This is a genomic window from Luteirhabdus pelagi (assembly GCF_016827595.1).
In the GTDB taxonomy this organism is placed as follows: domain Bacteria; phylum Bacteroidota; class Bacteroidia; order Flavobacteriales; family Flavobacteriaceae; genus Luteirhabdus; species Luteirhabdus pelagi.
In genome coordinates, this window is record NZ_JAECMS010000002.1 from 72,234 (window position 1) to 90,278 (window position 18,045).

The following is an 18,045-nucleotide window of genomic DNA, read 5'->3' on the forward strand; positions in this document are numbered from 1 at the left end:
GATTGTTTTATTATGCATGCATAATGAATTGTATCTTTAAGGGGTAAAGTCTGTTTCATCATATTGAATTCCTAACCCGTCATGAAAATTAAGAAAGTCCTAGTCGCCAACCGTAGTGAAATCGCCATCCGCGTTTTTCGTGCCTGCACCGAGATCAATCTTCAAACCGTTGCCATATACACCTACGAAGATCGCTACTCGCAGCACCGTTATAAAGCCGATGAAGCCTATCAAATCGGTGCCGACGATGAACCCTTGAAGCCGTATCTCGATATGGATGCCATTATTGCCTTGGCAAAATCGAAAAATGTGGATGCTATTCACCCTGGGTATGGGTTTCTTTCTGAAAACTCAACCTTCGCCCGAAAATGTGCCGAGAACGATATCATTTTTATCGGTCCCAATCCTGAAGTGATGGATGCCTTAGGCGATAAAATTCAAGCCAAGAAAATCGCCAAGAAATGTAACGTTCCTATCATTGAAAGTAGTAAAGAAGATTTAACCGACCTTTCAGCTGCCCTTTCGGAAGCCAAGGAAATTGGCTATCCTGTTATGTTGAAGGCTGCTTCCGGCGGTGGTGGACGCGGGATGCGAATTGTCCGCAATGAAGAGGAATTAAAGAACAACTTCGAATCGGCTAAAAGTGAAGCGGGAAATGCCTTTGGCGACGATACCATGTTTTTGGAAAAGTATGTGGAAGATCCCAAACACCTGGAAATTCAGATTGTAGCCGATACACACGGAAACGTTCGCCATTTATATGAACGCGACTGCTCGGTACAACGACGGCATCAAAAAGTGGTCGAGGTAGCGCCTTCCTATAATGTTTCCGATAGTGTGAAGCAGCAATTGTACAAATACGCACTTGCCATTGCCAACGAGGTAAACTATAATAATGTAGGAACGGTCGAGTTTTTGGTCGACCCAAAGGATAACGTCTACTTCATTGAAGTAAATCCAAGAATCCAGGTGGAACACACGGTTACCGAAATGGTAACAGGTATCGATCTTATAAAATGCCAGATTTTTATTGCTGGCGGGTACAAATTATCCGATAAGCAAATCAAGATATACGATCAGGAATCCCTGCGAACCTACGGTTTTGCCCTCCAATGTCGTCTTACCACCGAAGACCCCAACAACAATTTTACTCCAGATTATGGTACAATCACCACCTACCGAAGTGCCTCGGGTATGGGCATTCGACTGGACGCGGGAAGTATTTACCAATCCTATAGTGTCAGTCCGTTCTTCGATTCGATGCTGGTGAAGGTTTCAGCCCATGGACGCACCTTGGACGGTGCGGTGCGAAAAATGGTTCGGGCCTTAAAGGAGTTCAGAATTCGCGGGGTGGAAACCAATATTCATTTTCTTCAGAATGTAATTCAACATAAAACCTTTAAAGAAGGAAAAGCAACGGTAAACTTCATTCAAAATACGCCTTCCCTATTCGATATAAAACCATCGCAAGACCGAACAACCAAAATCACAACCTATTTAGGGGAAGTCATCGTAAACGGCAATCCAGATGTGAAGGAGTTCGACGAAAATAGAAAATTTCGGAATCCAACCGTACCTCAATTCAATCCTAATGGTGAGTATCCCAAAGGAACCAAAGATTTACTTACCGAATTGGGCCCCGATGAATTTTCAAAATGGTTGAAAAAGCAAAAAAAGATTCATTATACCGACACCACTATGCGCGATGCGCACCAATCGCTGTTGGCAACCCGTATGCGGACCTACGATATGGTGAAAGTAGCAGAGAGTTTTGCAAAGAACCATCCCAATACTTTTAGTATGGAAGTGTGGGGCGGTGCTACTTTCGATGTGTGTATGCGATTTCTAAATGAAAGTCCGTGGTCACGTCTGCGGGAACTTCGAAAGCGCATTCCGAATATCCTATTCCAGATGCTACTACGCGGAAGCAATGGTGTTGGCTATAAGGCGTATCCTGATAATTTAATTGAAAAGTTCGTGGAAACCTCCTGGGAAAACGGGGTTGATATCTTCCGTATTTTCGATTCGCTCAATTGGGTGAAGGCCATGGCGCCAAGTATGGAATACGTTCGTACTAAAACAGGTGGATTGGCGGAAGCCGCCATCAGTTATACGGGTGATATCCTCGATACGAATGAAACAAAATATACCCTTCAATATTATACCCAATTGGCAAAAGACCTTGAAAATGCGGGTGCCCACATCATCGCAATTAAGGATATGGCTGGTTTGTTGAAGCCCTATGCCGCTTCTGAGTTGGTTTCGGCCTTAAAAGACACGGTTTCGGTACCGCTTCACCTGCATACGCATGACACTTCTTCTATCCAATCGGCTACCTATATGAAGGCTATTGAAGCTGGCGTGGATGTGGTGGATGTCGCCTTGGGCGGATTATCGGGCTTAACCTCGCAGCCGAATTTTAATTCGGTGGTGGAAATGACGAAGTCGCACGACCGTTACCATGATTTCGATATTGAGAAGTTAAATCGCTTCTCAAATTACTGGGAAGATGTTCGCGATTATTACTATCCGTTTGAAAGCGGATTGAAAGCAGGAACCGCCGAAGTGTATCGCCATGAAATTCCCGGTGGCCAATATTCGAATTTACGTCCGCAGGCAGAAGCCCTCGGTTTGGGCAATCGCTTTTTAGAGGTGACGCGGATGTATGAGAAGGTGAACAAGCTCTTCGGAAACCTGATAAAGGTTACTCCGAGCTCAAAAGTCGTAGGCGATATGGCCATTTTTATGGTGACGAATGATCTTACGGTTGAAGATGTAATGGAACGCGGACAGGAGCTGTCTTTTCCTGAATCGGTCATCAGCTTTTTTAAAGGCGATTTAGGACAACCGTTGGGCGGATTCCCAGAAAAGCTTCAAAAAATCATCTTGAAAAATGTGGAACCGTATACAGATAGACCAAACGCTCATTTAGAACCCATCGATTTCGATACCGAGTTTAAGGCCTTTAAACGAAAGTTTCAGAAAGGCTTCAGCAGACCGATCGAATTTGAAGATTTCCTGTCGTTTAGCTTATATCCTCGAGTATTCGAGCAAGCCCATGAGCGGTACAAGCGATTCGGAAATACTTCAATCCTACCCACCAAACTATTTTTCTACGGCATGAAGCTTCGCGAAGAGGCCATGATCGAACTGGAACCTGGAAAAACCATTAGTGTACAATTACTATCGGTAAGTATTCCGAACGATGAAGGCATGCGAACGGTTTTCTTTTCGGTGAATGGTGAGAACAGATTTGTCCAAATAAAGGATAGCTCCATCGAATCGAAGACCGAGACCCACATCAAAGCCGATCCGGAAAGCCCCGGTCAGTATGGCGCACCGCTTCAGGGAATGTTATATAAGGTATTGGTGAAGAAAGGTCAGACGGTGGAAGAAAACGATCCACTGTTCGTCATTGAAGCCATGAAAATGGAAACGACCGTTACCGCTTCCAAAGCAGGGAAAGTAGCCTCCATCGATTTACCGACAGGCACAATGGTGATGAAGGGTGATTTGGTGATGACGGTGGGGGAATAAGCTGATTTTTCAATTGAAAAAATAAAATTCCCACTGCTTGTTATTCAAATAAATAATAGTACATTTGCACCCCGATTTATCCAAAAAGAAGGAATGTTTAACCTGTTGGTAGGTGAATGCCAACGGAAAATAATAATACAAGTGGATACACTAAGTTATAAAACTGTATCGGCCAATAAGGCAACTGTAAACAAAGAGTGGTTGCACGTTGATGCCGATGGGCAAACGTTAGGACGCCTTGCAAGTGAAGTAGCAAAATTGCTTCGCGGAAAGCACAAGCCTAACTTTACCCCTCACGTAGATTGTGGCGATAATGTAATCGTTACAAACGCTGAAAAAATTCAACTTTCCGGTAAAAAATGGGATTCGAAGGAATACATTCGTTACACTGGTTATCCAGGTGGTCAGCGAAGCCTTACCGCGAGAGAACTTTTCGAAAAAGACTCCACCCGTTTGGTTGAAAAAGCCATCAAAGGAATGTTGCCAAAGAATAAATTGGGTGCGGAAATGTTCAGAAACCTAAAAGTATATGCAGGAGCTGAGCACGACCAAGAAGCGCAAAAACCAAAAACCATTAACCTTAACCAGTAGTAAGTAAATGGATACAATTCACAAAATAGGAAGAAGAAAAACCGCTGTTGCGCGTGTATACCTTTCCGAAGGAAAAGGAAACATTACCGTAAACAAGCGTGAAATGGAAAAATACTTTACCACTGGTATGCTTCAGTACAAGGTAAAGCAACCGATGCTAATGACCGAAAACGATAAGAATTTCGACATTTCTGTAAATGTTATAGGAGGCGGAATTACAGGTCAGGCAGAGGCAATTCGTCTAGCACTTTCCCGTGCGATGTGCGAATTGAACGAAGAAAATCGTGGCATCTTAAAGCCAGAAGGACTGTTAACACGTGACCCACGAATGGTGGAGCGTAAGAAATACGGACAGAAGAAAGCCCGTAAGAAATTCCAGTTCTCTAAACGTTAATATTTTCAGATGGTCGTGCCGCACTTGTTGTGGTCTTATAACCTACAAGGTGCTTGCCTTAAAGCGGTGCCGTAACAAGTACGGCACGACTCTCATTTAAGTTCTTATATTTTTTTTATTAATCAAGCTGTTAGCGGCCTTCCGCCAGAAGGTTGCAATTAGTTTAGCATCTAAACCACCTATGCATTTCAGCACTTAGCGGTGACGAAATCAAAAAAGGAGGTTGCTATCTAAACAGGAACGTAAACTAGTACAAAATGGCAGATAACAAAATGGTCAAGGGACTCCTTGACGCTGGTGTGCACTTTGGCCACCTAACCCGTAAATGGAATCCAAACATGGCGCCCTATATCTACATGGAGCGTAACGGAATCCACATCATAAACCTTTACAAAACCGAAGCAAAGCTTCAGGAAGCTAGCGAAGCAATGAAGAAAATTGCGGCTAGTGGACGTAAGATTCTTTTCGTTGCTACCAAAAAGCAAGCAAAAGATATCGTTGCGGATAAAGCAGGCAATGCAAACATGCCGTATATCACTGAGCGTTGGCCAGGTGGTATGTTAACCAACTTCGTTACCATCCGTAAAGCTGTTAAGAAAATGGCTTCTATCGACCGTATGAAGAAAGACGGAACCTTCAACACGCTTTCGAAAAAGGAGCGTTTGCAAGTAGACCGTCTTCGAGCAAAGCTTGAGAAGAACTTAGGTTCTATCAGCGACATGAGCCGTCTTCCAGGAGCGCTTTTCATCGTAGATACGACACGTGAGCACATTGCTGTAAAGGAAGCACAAAAATTGAATATCCCAATCTTCGCTATGGTCGATACCAACAGCGATCCTCGTGATATCGATTTCCCAATTCCATCTAATGACGATGCGTCTAAGTCGATCGAAAAAATCGTTGGACACGTTTCCGAAGCGGTTATCGAAGGCTTAAAAGAGCGTAAGTCGAACAAGGACAGCAAGAACGAAGGTGATGATGACAATGCTCCAAAAAAGGAAAAGAAATCCAAAAAGGAGAAAGAGTCTAAAGGAAAGACACGTGCTGCTGAAAAGCTAGAGACCGAAGTTCCTTCTACCGACAAAGAAGACAAAAAAGACATGAAAGAGGCTAAGAAGCCTGTGAAGTTGGAGTCGAAAGAAGAAACGTTGGAGAAAGCAACAAAGGAAGAAGAATAAATAACGATTTTTTTAAATGAAAAGGTCGTTTGGCACACTTCTCTAGAAGTACATTGAACGACCTTTTACATAATTCTATAAAAACCAAAAGAGATGGCTAAAATAACCGCCGCAGAAGTAAATAAACTACGTAAAACCACCGGTGCCGGAATGATGGACTGTAAAAAGGCCTTGGTTGAAGCCGATGGTGATTTTGACACAGCGATTGAAATCCTTCGTAAGAAAGGTCAAAAAATCGCAGCGAAACGTGCAGACCGCGAGTCTAGCGAAGGTGCAGTTATCGCGAAGGTGAATGACGATAACAAAAAAGGTGTTATCATTTCCCTTAACTGCGAAACCGACTTCGTTGCTAAAAATGACGACTTCGTAAAATTAGCGCACGATTTTGCTGGAATGGCGTTGAATTATGATTCTAAGGATGCATTCTTAAATGCAGACTTCAACGGAATGACCGTTCAGGAAAAATTGACCGAGCAAACAGGTGTTATCGGTGAAAAACTAGAGATTGGAGCCTTTAAGACATTGGAAGCTCCTTTCGTAGGATCGTATATCCACGCTGGAAACAAGATTGCCGTTCTTACAGGTTTGTCTAAAGATGTAGACGGCGCTGAAGAAGTAGCGAAAGACGTTTCTATGCAAGCTGCTGCCATGAACCCAGTTGCTTTGAATGAAGAGGGCGTAGATCAGGAAACAATCGATAAGGAAATCGAGATTGCGAAAGATCAGCTTCGTGAAGAAGGAAAGCCTGAAGAAATGTTGGACAAGATTGCAAAAGGTAAATTGAACCGTTTCTTTAAGGACAACACCTTGGTAAACCAAGCATTTATTAAAGATAACAAGCAGAGCGTTTCCGACTATGTGCAAACACTAGGAAAAGATGTATCTGTAGTAGCTTTCGAGCGCGTAGCGCTAGAAGGATAATACTTCTTGTCGAAACAGAATTGAAAAGGTCGCTCATGTAGCGGCCTTTTTATTTTTGTATTAACGTAATTGCTTTTGAAGTAATGTATTTCCCTTCTTCTGAATAAACGCTAATTTTATAGTCCCCAATTACTGGAAACTTATACGGGAAATGAGTGATGTAACTATTCTCTGGAACATCGTTAACATAAAAGCTTGTGTAATAAGAATATTGTCCAGATTTTGTCTTTCGGTGTACGTTTACCTTGAAACGTTTAGTTCCTAATCTTTTTAATCCGTTACTTACATATATCCATATTTTATTCGCTCCCACTGCCGGATTAATTCTAAATCGAGTATGTTTTCGTTCCTCAGCTGAAGGAAATTTGCCGCCATTATCCGCCGTTGAAAATACAGCAAAATACATGCTAGCAAAACTATAACTCGTAGTAGGCCTATATGTTTCCTTGGGCTTCTTTGGCTTGCGTAACGCGATGTCTAAATTGATGGCAAAGGCAGATTTAATTTTTTGTTTCGTACCAGGAATCGTATTAATGGAAGAAGCTCTTTCTGGAAATGTTAAGCCAGCATCTACCAATTGTTTATGTGCTTTGTTGTCTAAAGCAGAAATAAAATACATGCCATTAATGCCTCCAATTAATCCAATACCAGTTTTGTTTCCCTTGGCGGTAGCAATGCCCACTACCTTATTGTTTTCATTAAAAACAGGCCCACCGCTGTTACCAGGATGAATTTCAGCATCTGTTTTGATGTAGCCGTAGTCGGGATTCATCACATAGTCGTAGCCACTCATAATTCCAATACTTAGTGTGCTTAAATCGCGCATCATCCAATCGGCAGCTCCATCGTAATTCATAGGGAAACCATAAACGCACAATTGTTCCCCTTGTCGAATTTTATCGGCATTGTCTAATGGCACAGGCTTAAATCTCGTGCGTATAGGATTTCCTTTATCGTCACTCACAATTTTTAACATTGCTCCATCGTACCCACCATCGCCTAGCGCTATTACTTCCGCCTTGTAAAGTTTATAATCGTTCTCTCCTCGACCGTGAAATACTTGAATATATGGCTCTGTGTAACCTGTCCGACGCACCGAAACTAAACTTTTATCCTTCGTCAATTCTTCTGAATACGTCTCGATTGCAGTGTATGCCTTTCCGTCAGTATGTTTAAAGGAATAATTGAGATATCCTTTGACACATTTTTCTACGACATGTTTATTCGTAAACAAATACCCATCCTCCGTTACAATAAAACCAGAACCCCTTTCTACTAAACCTTTACCTTCACCCTCTTTTTCTAATTCTGGATCAATCAATAGAATCTTAACGACGCCCTGGTAGTATTGAGAGGCAATCAGTTTAGTGTCGAGTCCCGCCTCCCCGCAGGAAGATATCACCAAAACAAAAATGCTGAACACAAGGGTAAGTTTCTTCATATCAAAATTGGAAAAGAGGGAATTACAAGCGATTGATTCCTTAAAAATAGGAATAGTTTTCAAAACCTGTTCGAAAAACAGCTACTAATCGGTTAAGCATCAGTTTTATAAGAGCAACGAAAGGCATTAAAATAGAATTTTGGTAAAGTCTTCATTAATTCTGCATTAAAATTCACTTTTGCTTACTTTTGCATCAGCATTCTCAATTCAATACCATTACAAACTCCATGATTTACAAACGAATTCTCCTAAAACTATCAGGCGAGGCCTTAATGGGCAATCGTCAGTATGGAATCGATCCACAACGCCTTCAGGAATATGCGCAAGAAATTAAGGGCATTACTGAAAAAGGCGTAGAAGTTGCCATCGTAATCGGTGGCGGAAATATTTTTAGGGGAGTCGCAGGTGCCAGTCGCGGTATGGACCGTGTACAAGGCGACCATATGGGAATGTTGGCTACGGTGATCAACGGTTTAGCACTGCAGAGCGCCTTAGAAAACGAAGAGGTACCAACCCGTTTGCAAAGTGCCGTAAAAATCAACGAAGTAGCAGAACCCTTCATCAGAAGAAAAGCGATTCGCCATTTGGAAAAAGGACGTGTGGTTATTTTTGGTGGTGGAACGGGTAATCCATACTTCACCACCGATAGTGCAGCGGTTCTTCGCGCAATTGAAATAAATGCCGATGTAATTTTGAAGGGAACGCGTGTTGATGGAATCTACACGAGCGATCCGGAAAAAGACAAGGCAGCTACGAAATTCGACTATATTACCTTTGAAGATGTTTTGAAAAAAGGCCTGAAGGTTATGGACACTACCGCCTTCACTTTAAGTCAGGAAAATCAGTTGCCCATCATCGTATTCGACATGAATACCAAAGGCAATTTGTTCAAAGTGGTTTCCGGTGAAAAAATTGGAACAAAAGTAAATTTGTAAATGTTGGCACGATTCGTGAAATTTGAGTGCATAAATTGAAATAACTATGGAAGACGATATTCAATTGGTTCTGGATGAAGCCAAAGAGGCAATGGACAGGGCCATAAAACACTTAGAAAGACAATTGGCAAATATTCGTGCCGGTAAAGCTTCTCCCTCAATGTTAAATGGTGTAAAAGTGAATTACTATGGATCTGAGACGCCTTTGACACAAGTTGCAAACATCAATACGCCCGACGGAATGACGATTAGTGTTCAGCCATGGGAGAAATCGATGATCCCTGAAATTGAAAAGGGAATTCAAGTAGCAAACCTAGGCTTTAATCCACAGAACAATGGTGAAAGCGTCATCATTAATGTACCGCCATTGACAGAAGAACGTCGTAAAGATCTTGTAAAACAGGCGAAAGCGGAAGCTGAAGAAGCGAAGGTTGGGGTTCGAAACGATCGAAAAGTTGCCAATAACGATATCAAAAAGTTGGAAATTTCCGAAGACCTTCAGAAAAACCTTGAAATCGATATTCAGGCAATGACCGATGCACATATCGAAAAAATCGAACAAATGTTAGAGAAAAAAGAGAAGGAAATCATGACGGTATAGGTCATTCTTTTTCGTTAAACATTATACAAACGGGCGGCCCTTAGGCCGCTTTCTTTTTATCTTTACCTTCAAAATCTGCAGCCCTTCTATGCGTCACTTGTTCGTTTTGTTCGTTTTCCTCATGGCGATCAATAGCTTCGCACAGGTTCCCACAATAGAAACCGAGCAAGACACTACCGCCACCCGCGAAGAGAAAAAAGACAACCCCTTTCAAACAGGCTTCTATCCCATTGGTTTTTTCGATGTGGATATGCGTTACCTCATCAAGTATAACAACTACGAGGGAATTCGTTTAGGTATTGGCGGCGTAACCAACGACAAGCTCTTCGAGCGCTATAAATTCGGCGGCTATTTTGCACGCGGTTTCAAAGATCGTGATATCAAGTTTAGTTTGGGCGGAAGTGTTCGCGTGAACAAAGATTATAAGACGTGGATTAATCTTTACTATATCGACGATATTCGAGAGGTAGGATCCTTTGCCTATCTTACCGACTCTAGGGTATATTCTGTTTTTGAACCGCGCTTGGTAAACGTTACCCAGTTCTTCAAACACCGAACCTGGCAAACGAATATACAGCACGAATTTGCCGAAAAAATATTGGCAGAAGTCCGCTTCTCCAGAAGTAGAATCGAGCAAACCTTATCGTATAAATACTTAAACGATGGCACGCTTTACGATTCCTATGAAATTGCCGAAGCAACTGCTTCGTTCAGAATAAGTCCGAAAACAGATTTCATCACTACCAAAGATGGCCGAATCGAATACTTCGATGGCTTTCCTAAAATCAGTGCGCAAGTAACACAAGGATTTTCTGGTATCACCCGAAGCGATTTTAACTATACCAAGTTCGGGCTGAAATTGGATTACTACATTAAACGAACCGACCTCTCCTCTACCAATTTCTTATTGGAGGGAAAATATGCGCTTGGCGACGTTCCGTTAACCCATCTTTTTCACGCATACCCCAACAGTCCGACAAAGGATCAAATTTTACAACGCTTTTCGGTAGCCGGACGGCAAAGTTTCGAAACCATGTACTTCGGCGAATTCTTTTCCGATAAGTTAGTCACTTTCCAAGTGAAACACAGCCTTCGCCGCTTTAAGTTTTCAGAACGCTTTAAACCCGAATTGGTGTTGATTACACGTCACGCCTTGGGTAACATGGACGATACTAATAAGCACTTGGGCGTTACCTTCAACACCCTCGATCAGTTGTATTCGGAATCCGGTTTCGAATTGAATAAGCTGTTCTTTGGATTCGGCTTAAGTTTCGCCTATCGCTATGGATTTTACAACTTACCCGACTTCGAGGATAACATCTCTTTCAAATTCACCTTCTACCTGAAAGTTTAGGAATAAAAAGATAGGGAAACCATGAAAGCCTTTAGGGGATTCCGTACCTTTGCGCCGCAAAATTAGGGGTTTGGATAAACTTTTCAGTATCGGTTTTTGGAGTGCAGTGGCGCGGTTTATTTTACGGAATAGACTTTTTATTCTTATTGCCATTGCTGCAGTGACCGTTTTTTTTGGCCTACAGTGGAAAAACATGCGGTTTACCTATACCGAAGCCAATCTTCTGCCCGACGATCATGAAATAAACCTTCAATACAATCAGTTCCTTCAAAAGTTTGGGGAAGAAGGAAACCTCATCGTTATTGGGGTGAAGGATAGCGCGCTCTTCACCCCAAAAAACTTCAATAAGTGGAATGCCCTAGCATCTCAGCTTCAACAATATGATGAAGTAGCGATGACGCTTTCCCTTGGGAATCTTCAACAGCTCGCAAAGCGTGAAGATACCGTAGGTTTTGAAATGAAGCCCTTGTTGGAAGATTCTATTACTTCCCAAAAAGGCATTGAAAACTTTAAGGAACAACTGTTTAAAAAACAACCCTTTTATGAAGGTTTGGTCTATAATCCTGATGAAACTTCGGTCCGAACTGCAGTATATCTCAAAAAAGATATCGTCAACACCGCTGCTCGGAAAGATTTCATTTTAGAAGACTTAATTCCGCAGATCGATCGCTTCGAAGCGGAAACAGGTATTACCGTTCACACCTCAGGAATGCCGTATATTCGAACGCTGAATTCAAAAAATATCATCGACGAGATTGGCTTGTTTATCGGTGCTGCGCTACTCGTCACTTCCCTTATCTTTTTCTTCTTCTTTAGAAGTGTTCGCGCGACCATCATTTCGATGGTTACCGTAATTATTGGCGTGATGTGGGCTTTCGGAATTCTGGGATTGCTTCACTATGAAATTACTGTATTAACGGCCTTGATTCCTCCGCTAATCATCGTCATCGGTATTCCGAATTGTATTTTTCTTATCAACAAATATCAACAGGAGATAAAACGCCACGGAAATCAGGCAAAATCACTGCAGCGCGTTATCACAAAGGTTGGAAACGCAACCCTAATGACGAATGTAACGACCGCTTCAGGATTTGCAACCTTCATCCTTACCAACAGTCAGTTGCTAAAGGAATTCGGTATCGTTGCCTCTATCAACATCATCGCGATCTTTCTGTTAAGTCTTTTCATCATTCCGATCGTCTACAGCTATATGGCGATTCCGAAGTACAAGCACTTAAAACACTTGAACAAACGATGGATTGGAAGTTTTGTCGATTGGATGGAACGTATGGTGAAGGAACACCGTATCGCAATTTTCATCGCTTCCATTTGCTTGCTTTGTGGTGGTATCATCGGTATTTACAACATTCGTATTTCCGGGAGCATTATTGAAGACATGCCGAAGAAAGCTGAATTCTTCAAAGATATCCGCTTCTTTGAAAAAGAATATGAAGGCATCATGCCGTTGGAAATCCTAGTCGATACCAAACGGAAAAAAGGTGTGATGAAGTTGGCAACTTTAAAGCGAATGGATCGCCTTCAGGAGTATTTAGAGGAGATTCCAGAGCTTGCCAAACCGATTTCAGTAGCCGAATTGGTGAAGTATTCGAAACAGGCCTATTACAATGGCAATCCAGATTATTACCAACTCCCAAATAGCCAAGAACGGACCTTTATCCTATCCTACGCGAAAAATAGCGGTGCCGATACCGATTTATTGAATAGCTATGTGGACAGCACCGGTCAGTTTGCCCGTATCACCACCTACATGAAGGATACGGAAACGGAACGCTATGAACGGATAGAGGAAAATATCAAGGAAGAGATTGAAAAGATCTTCCCTTCGGAACGCTATGAGGTGACGCTAACGGGTAAGGCACTCGTATTTCAAAAAGGAACAAAATATTTAGTCACCAACCTGGTCATCTCACTATCGCTTGCCATTTTACTTATCGCTCTGTTTATGGCATGGATGTTCCGAAGTTTTAAAATGATTTTAATATCGTTACTCCCAAACTTATTGCCGCTGATTATTACCGCCGGACTGATGGGCTTTATCGGGGTGCCAATTAAGCCTTCCACTATTTTGGTGTTTAGCATTGCCTTTGGTATTTCGGTCGACGATACCATTCACTTTTTAGCGAAATACCGACAAGAATTAATGGCAAATAATTGGCGGGTGAAAAAATCGGTCTATGCTGCCCTTCGTGAAACAGGCGTAAGTATGTTCTATACGTCTATCGTATTATTTTTCGGCTTTTCAGTCTTTACCATTTCAAGTTTTGGCGGCACCGTAGCGTTGGGCGCCTTGGTATCGGCAACCTTGTTATTTGCAATGCTTGCAAACTTGTTGCTATTACCTGCTTTGCTATTATCGCTAGAGAAAGAAATCGCCAATAAAGCGACTTTCAAGAAACCTGCGTTACGGATTATCCCTGAGGAAATTGATGCCGATGATGAATCGGAGCAGGAAGAAAAAAATCGCACTTCAAAATAAGACGGATTTCTCGGTAGGCTTTCCGTTGTCAATTCCCCATTAAAAAATTATATTTGACCCTCATAAACATTGGGGTGCGACTCTTTTACAATGAAGGCAAACCTCAGTTTTAAATGAAAAAACCATGATGCAACCGCATACCGAAATAGCTACTGCCCTAACGAAGGAACCTTCCTTGCACGAAATAACCGTTCGCGGTTGGGTACGCGCCTTTAGAAGCAATCGTTTTATCGCCTTAAACGACGGATCTACTATCAAGAACCTTCAATGTGTCATCGATTTTGAAAATTTTGATGAGCATACGATGAAACGTATCACTGTTGGAGCGGCTATTGAAGTAACAGGCGTGTTGGTGGAGAGCCAAGGGCACGGTCAAGCAGTTGAAGTAGAAGTTAAGGAAGTCACCGTTTTGGGCGATGCCGATACCGAGGACGTAAAGAAAACAATCCTTTCGCCAAAGCGACACACCTTCGAAAAACTTCGGGAACAAGCGCATCTACGTGTACGAACCAACACCTTCGGAGCGGTAATGCGAACACGAAGCAAATTGGCCTTTGCCATTCACGATTACTTTCAGAAGAACAACTTTTACTATATGCATTCGCCCATTATTACCGGCAGCGACGCGGAAGGTGCGGGTGAAATGTTTAAGGTGACTACCTTCAATGAAAATTCACCTAAAAAGGAAGATGGCACCTTTAATTATGAAGAAGATTTTTTCGGAAAGGAAACCAACCTTACGGTAAGCGGTCAGTTAGAAGCGGAGACCTATGCAATGGGGCTTGGAAAGGTCTATACGTTCGGACCTACCTTTCGAGCGGAGAACAGCAATACGTCGCGTCACCTAGCCGAATTCTGGATGATTGAACCGGAGGTCGCCTTCTGCGACTTGGACGGAAATATGGATTTGGCTGAAGACTTTATCAAGCATGTGTTGAAATATGCCTTGGAGCATTGTGCCGATGATCTTGAGTTTTTGGAGAACCGACTGTTGGATGAAGAAAAACGAAAGCCTCAAAACGAGCGTAGCGATATGGCTTTGCGCGAAAAGTTAAAGTTTGTATTAGAGAATAATTTCAAGCGAGTGACGTACACGGAAGCCATCGAAATTCTTCGCAATAGTAAGCCAAATAAAAAGAAAAAATTCAACTATCTAATCGATGAATGGGGCGCCGACCTTCAAAGCGAGCACGAACGCTATCTGGTTGAAAAACACTTCAAATGTCCTGTAATCCTATTCGATTATCCAGCTAAGATAAAGGCCTTCTATATGCGGTTGAACGAAGACGAAAAAACCGTACGCGCCATGGATGTTTTATTTCCGGGCATCGGGGAAATCGTGGGTGGTTCGCAGCGTGAGGAACGCTACGATGTGTTGAAAAAGAAAATGGAAGACATGGATATCCCAGAAGAGGAACTTTGGTGGTATTTGGAGCTTCGTAAATTCGGCACCTGTGTGCATAGTGGTTTCGGACTTGGTTTCGAGCGATTGGTTCAGTTCGTAACAGGAATGGGAAATATACGGGATGTGATACCGTATCCACGTACCCCTGGAAACGCAGAGTTTTAGACCACATATTTGAATATTATTGAATCTGCCAAGTTTAAACTTTGGCAGATTTTTTTTAATACTACTCCAAAATTACTGTTTATCAATAATTTTTGTATATTTATTATTTGATAAACAATAATTATATGAAGAAGAATATTCTGCTTAAGAATTTAATCGACTTGTTTTTTATAATTCACGCTATTGGAATTATAGGCTTTATTTTTATTCTTCCCTTTGGCGTTTTTAGCACAAACACCGTTGAAGTACCGGTCGCTGGGATTGAGAACATTCAGAACTTGCCTACTGTATATTGGATCGGCATTGCTACATCCTTACTCTCCTACCTAGTTTTTCTTTGGGGTTTGTTCGCATTGAAAAAAACGGGCAACGCCTTATTACATGAAAACTTTTTTAGGGATGAAATTATCCATCCACTGCGTAAGTGTGGGAATCGCTTCGTATTTGCAGGCGGTCTTTTGGCCGCAAGTTATGGTCTCTTTTGGGTGGCCAATATGTTGGAGGGCAACATAAAACTCACCTATGGCACTAATATTATGATTCCATTATTGCTATTGATTGTAGGCTTATTTTTATGTTACAGAGCAATGCACTGGAACAAGGAAAAAATATAAAGGAAGAAAACGAATTAACAGTGTAAACATGCCTATTCAAATTCATTTGGATGAAATCATAAAGTCCAGAAATACTACAAGCAAAGAATTAGCTCAAACCATTGGAATAACGGAAGCAAACCTGTCCATTCTTCGTTCTGGGCGCGCAAAAGCTGTTAGGTTTTCTACATTGGATGCTATTTGTGAGGCATTGGATTGTCAACCTGGGGAAATTCTGAAGTACTCCAACTATTGATTAATACCCCTTTAACAGAATTTCCTATAGGCTTTTGCTACCTTAGCATAAATTCATAATTCCATGGAAGTCTATGAGTTCGCGATACGATTGGGAGCTGCTACTCTAGCAGGGCTTCTCATCGGTTTAGAACGGGAATGGAAGGACAAGGAAGCCGGGTTAAAAACAAATATGCTTGTCGCCATTGGTGCTGCGGTATTTGTCATGATTTCACTACAATTCTATGGCGAAAAACACGTAGACATTACGCGGGTATTAGGACAAGTGGTAGTCGGAATCGGATTTATCGGTGCGGGTACCATTCTCAAGAAAGAGGAAAGCAATACCGTGAAAGGGATTACCACTGCGGCCACCATTTGGTGCAGTGCTGCCGCTGGTTGTGTGGCTAGTATGGGAATGTATTGGGAACTAGGCATTCTAACTATAGTGGTCGTTATTATAAATTACATTTTCGGCCATATCGATAAACGAATAAACAAAAACGAAAGCTAACTGTAGTTTAAAAAACACCTAGATTGAAAATAAGCAAAAATCCTGTAGAGTCCTTTATAAACAAATCTACCGCCGGTAGTTTTATATTATTGCTTTTTACCATAATTGCCCTGGTCTGGGCGAATTCCCCCTGGCAAGAAAGCTATCACTCCTTCTTCAACGAAACATTCTCCATCGGTTTTTCAGAAACCGATTTTATTATTTCAAAACCGCTATACCTATGGATTAATGATGGACTAATGACCATCTTTTTCTTTTATGTCGGATTGGAGATAAAACGAGAAATCCTTGATGGCGAACTTACATCCATGCGAAAAGCAACCATGCCTGTTTTTGCGGCGCTAGGCGGCATAATCGTTCCCATCGCTATATTCTTCATCTTACATGACCAAGAGCGCGGTACGGCCGGTTGGGGGATTCCTATGGCCACCGATATCGCCTTCTCATTGGGGATTCTTAACTTATTGGGAAAGCGAGTGCCCTTAAGCCTAAAAATCTTCTTAACCGCCTTCGCCATCATCGATGATATTGGTGCTATTTTGGTTATCGCCTTCTTTTATAGCCACGGCATGCACTTTTTATATCTAGGTATCGCTTTGGCCATTCTGCTTTTCTTAGGCTTTTTGGCCTATAAAAAATTTCACTCAAAATACTTACTGCTGATCAGCTCCATCGCCATATGGATACTCTTTCTGAAATCAGGCATTCACCCGACCATCGCCGGCGTACTTATAGCAATGGTGATTCCAGCCACCCGTAGTGTCGATTTGGACAATTTTTTCCAGGAAATACGGAAATCGGTCAATATCTTTCAAAAAACAGAGCCTCGAAGGGTTATTCTTTCCGATAAGCAACAAGAAGCAGTAGATCAAATTAATGTAATTACAGATCGCGTACAATCGCCCATGCAGCAATTGGAGCACGGACTGAGTGGCTGGGTTACCATTGTTATTATGCCCATCTTTGCCTTGGCAAACGCAGGTATCACAATCAATTTGGATTCGTTGAGTCAAACACACTTAATTTCACAGATTGCAATTGCCCTTGTGGCAGGAAAAGTAATCGGAATCGCCTCATTTAGCTATTTCGCGTATAAGCTTAAAATTGCTGATCTGCCTACCGGTATCGGCTTCCGTGAAATTATAGGCGTCGGATTCCTTGGAGGCGTTGGGTTTACCATGTCGCTCTTTATTGCAGAATTGGCCTTCCGATCCAACGACCTACTCACCTCTTCTAAAATTGGTATTCTAGTCGGAACCATAGTAGCCGGTGTGCTAGGTTATTTCATTCTTAAATATCAACTGAAACGAAAGGAACAGCAAAAAGCAGCACGACCAGACTAACAACAAAAAACCCATCGAAATCGATGGGTTTTTACTAACTCTAGAATGGCAATCTCAGCTTAGTCGGCCAATACAATTGCTTTATTGTTGTTCATTTCCAAGGTTCCACTGCTAATTTGCAGCACCCATTTATCGCCTTCTTTCGTGAATTTCTTCTCAAATCCTTCAGCAATAGTCGGGTTTCCTGAAAACTTCACCTTCCCTTCACCCAATAGCGAAACTATAGGTGCGTGGTTATTCAACATTTGGAATTCGCCTTCCACACCGGGAACGGTTACCGAATCTACTTCGCCGCTCACTAAAGATGCTTCTGGGGTTACGATTTCTAAATACATATATACA

General features: G+C 42.1%; 16 protein-coding genes. 14 read left to right on the forward strand and 2 right to left on the reverse strand.

Annotated features, from left to right (window positions below):
* Positions 1 to 81: 81 nt before the first annotated feature.
* From I4Q58_RS05105 to tsf, 5 genes are all read left to right on the forward strand, one after another.
* Positions 82 to 3,537 (forward strand): pyruvate carboxylase, encoded by a 3,456-nt coding sequence (locus I4Q58_RS05105; protein ID WP_203294492.1) that lies wholly within the window; start codon positions 82 to 84, stop codon positions 3,535 to 3,537.
* Positions 3,538 to 3,678: 141 nt separating this feature from the next.
* Complete coding sequence (gene rplM, locus I4Q58_RS05110) at positions 3,679 to 4,128, forward strand: 50S ribosomal protein L13 (RefSeq protein WP_317194046.1); 450 nt, start codon at positions 3,679 to 3,681, stop codon at positions 4,126 to 4,128.
* A 7-nt stretch (positions 4,129 to 4,135) separates the two neighbouring features.
* Positions 4,136 to 4,522 (forward strand): 30S ribosomal protein S9, encoded by a 387-nt coding sequence (rpsI, locus tag I4Q58_RS05115; protein ID WP_203294495.1) that lies wholly within the window; start codon positions 4,136 to 4,138, stop codon positions 4,520 to 4,522.
* A 257-nt stretch (positions 4,523 to 4,779) separates the two neighbouring features.
* On the forward strand, positions 4,780 to 5,700 hold the full coding sequence (rpsB, locus tag I4Q58_RS05120) for a 30S ribosomal protein S2 (protein ID WP_203294497.1): 921 nt from the start codon (positions 4,780 to 4,782) through the stop codon (positions 5,698 to 5,700).
* Between the two features lie 93 nt (positions 5,701 to 5,793).
* On the forward strand, positions 5,794 to 6,621 hold the full coding sequence (tsf, locus tag I4Q58_RS05125; protein WP_203294499.1) for a translation elongation factor Ts: 828 nt from the start codon (positions 5,794 to 5,796) through the stop codon (positions 6,619 to 6,621).
* Between the two features lie 49 nt (positions 6,622 to 6,670).
* Here tsf and I4Q58_RS05130 read toward each other — a convergent pair whose 3' ends face one another.
* Entirely contained in the window at positions 6,671 to 8,062 is a 1,392-nt protein-coding gene (locus I4Q58_RS05130; RefSeq protein WP_203294501.1) for a S1C family serine protease, read from the reverse strand.
* Between the two features lie 227 nt (positions 8,063 to 8,289).
* Here I4Q58_RS05130 and pyrH point away from each other — a divergent pair, with 227 nt between their 5' ends.
* The 9 genes from pyrH to nhaA all read left to right on the forward strand — a co-directional run bounded on the left by pyrH (position 8,290) and on the right by nhaA (position 17,703).
* A complete protein-coding gene (pyrH, locus tag I4Q58_RS05135) occupies positions 8,290 to 8,997 on the forward strand; it encodes a UMP kinase (protein WP_203294503.1) in 708 nt (235 codons plus the stop codon).
* Positions 8,998 to 9,043: 46 nt separating this feature from the next.
* Positions 9,044 to 9,598: a ribosome recycling factor gene (gene frr, locus I4Q58_RS05140; protein WP_203294505.1), complete on the forward strand. Its 555-nt coding sequence runs from the start codon at positions 9,044 to 9,046 to the stop codon at positions 9,596 to 9,598.
* 88 nt (positions 9,599 to 9,686) lie between these two features.
* A complete protein-coding gene (locus I4Q58_RS05145) occupies positions 9,687 to 10,952 on the forward strand; it encodes a hypothetical protein (protein WP_203294507.1) in 1,266 nt (421 codons plus the stop codon).
* A gap of 70 nt (positions 10,953 to 11,022) precedes the next feature.
* Positions 11,023 to 13,449 (forward strand): efflux RND transporter permease subunit, encoded by a 2,427-nt coding sequence (locus tag I4Q58_RS05150; RefSeq protein WP_203294509.1) that lies wholly within the window; start codon positions 11,023 to 11,025, stop codon positions 13,447 to 13,449.
* 127 nt (positions 13,450 to 13,576) lie between these two features.
* On the forward strand, positions 13,577 to 15,019 hold the full coding sequence (gene asnS, locus I4Q58_RS05155) for an asparagine--tRNA ligase (protein ID WP_394369328.1): 1,443 nt from the start codon (positions 13,577 to 13,579) through the stop codon (positions 15,017 to 15,019).
* A gap of 125 nt (positions 15,020 to 15,144) precedes the next feature.
* The gene (locus I4Q58_RS05160; protein WP_203294514.1) at positions 15,145 to 15,633 is read left to right on the forward strand and encodes a hypothetical protein; all 489 of its coding nucleotides are present in this window, start codon (positions 15,145 to 15,147) and stop codon (positions 15,631 to 15,633) included.
* Positions 15,634 to 15,661: 28 nt separating this feature from the next.
* The gene (locus I4Q58_RS05165; protein WP_203294515.1) at positions 15,662 to 15,868 is read left to right on the forward strand and encodes a helix-turn-helix domain-containing protein; all 207 of its coding nucleotides are present in this window, start codon (positions 15,662 to 15,664) and stop codon (positions 15,866 to 15,868) included.
* Positions 15,869 to 15,931: 63 nt separating this feature from the next.
* Complete coding sequence (locus I4Q58_RS05170) at positions 15,932 to 16,360, forward strand: MgtC/SapB family protein (protein ID WP_203294517.1); 429 nt, start codon at positions 15,932 to 15,934, stop codon at positions 16,358 to 16,360.
* Between the two features lie 23 nt (positions 16,361 to 16,383).
* A complete protein-coding gene (gene nhaA / locus I4Q58_RS05175) occupies positions 16,384 to 17,703 on the forward strand; it encodes a Na+/H+ antiporter NhaA (protein WP_203294520.1) in 1,320 nt (439 codons plus the stop codon).
* Positions 17,704 to 17,762: 59 nt separating this feature from the next.
* Here the strand turns inward: nhaA and I4Q58_RS05180 are convergent, their stop codons facing one another.
* Positions 17,763 to 18,038 (reverse strand): F0F1 ATP synthase subunit epsilon, encoded by a 276-nt coding sequence (locus tag I4Q58_RS05180; RefSeq protein WP_203294521.1) that lies wholly within the window; start codon positions 18,036 to 18,038, stop codon positions 17,763 to 17,765.
* Between the last annotated feature and the right edge of the window lie 7 nt (positions 18,039 to 18,045).

Coding starts and splice junctions, on each gene's coding strand:
- I4Q58_RS05105 (WP_203294492.1), top strand. CDS start 82: ATGAAAATTAAGAAAGTCCTAGTCGCCAACCGTAGTGAAATCGCCATC.
- rpsI (WP_203294495.1), top strand. CDS start 4,136: ATGGATACAATTCACAAAATAGGAAGAAGAAAAACCGCTGTTGCGCGT.
- rpsB (WP_203294497.1), top strand. CDS start 4,780: ATGGCAGATAACAAAATGGTCAAGGGACTCCTTGACGCTGGTGTGCAC.
- tsf (WP_203294499.1), top strand. CDS start 5,794: ATGGCTAAAATAACCGCCGCAGAAGTAAATAAACTACGTAAAACCACC.
- I4Q58_RS05130 (WP_203294501.1), bottom strand. CDS start 8,062: ATGAAGAAACTTACCCTTGTGTTCAGCATTTTTGTTTTGGTGATATCT.
- pyrH (WP_203294503.1), top strand. CDS start 8,290: ATGATTTACAAACGAATTCTCCTAAAACTATCAGGCGAGGCCTTAATG.
- frr (WP_203294505.1), top strand. CDS start 9,044: ATGGAAGACGATATTCAATTGGTTCTGGATGAAGCCAAAGAGGCAATG.
- I4Q58_RS05145 (WP_203294507.1), top strand. CDS start 9,687: ATGCGTCACTTGTTCGTTTTGTTCGTTTTCCTCATGGCGATCAATAGC.
- asnS (WP_394369328.1), top strand. CDS start 13,577: ATGCAACCGCATACCGAAATAGCTACTGCCCTAACGAAGGAACCTTCC.
- I4Q58_RS05160 (WP_203294514.1), top strand. CDS start 15,145: ATGAAGAAGAATATTCTGCTTAAGAATTTAATCGACTTGTTTTTTATA.
- I4Q58_RS05165 (WP_203294515.1), top strand. CDS start 15,662: ATGCCTATTCAAATTCATTTGGATGAAATCATAAAGTCCAGAAATACT.
- I4Q58_RS05170 (WP_203294517.1), top strand. CDS start 15,932: ATGGAAGTCTATGAGTTCGCGATACGATTGGGAGCTGCTACTCTAGCA.
- I4Q58_RS05180 (WP_203294521.1), bottom strand. CDS start 18,038: ATGTATTTAGAAATCGTAACCCCAGAAGCATCTTTAGTGAGCGGCGAA.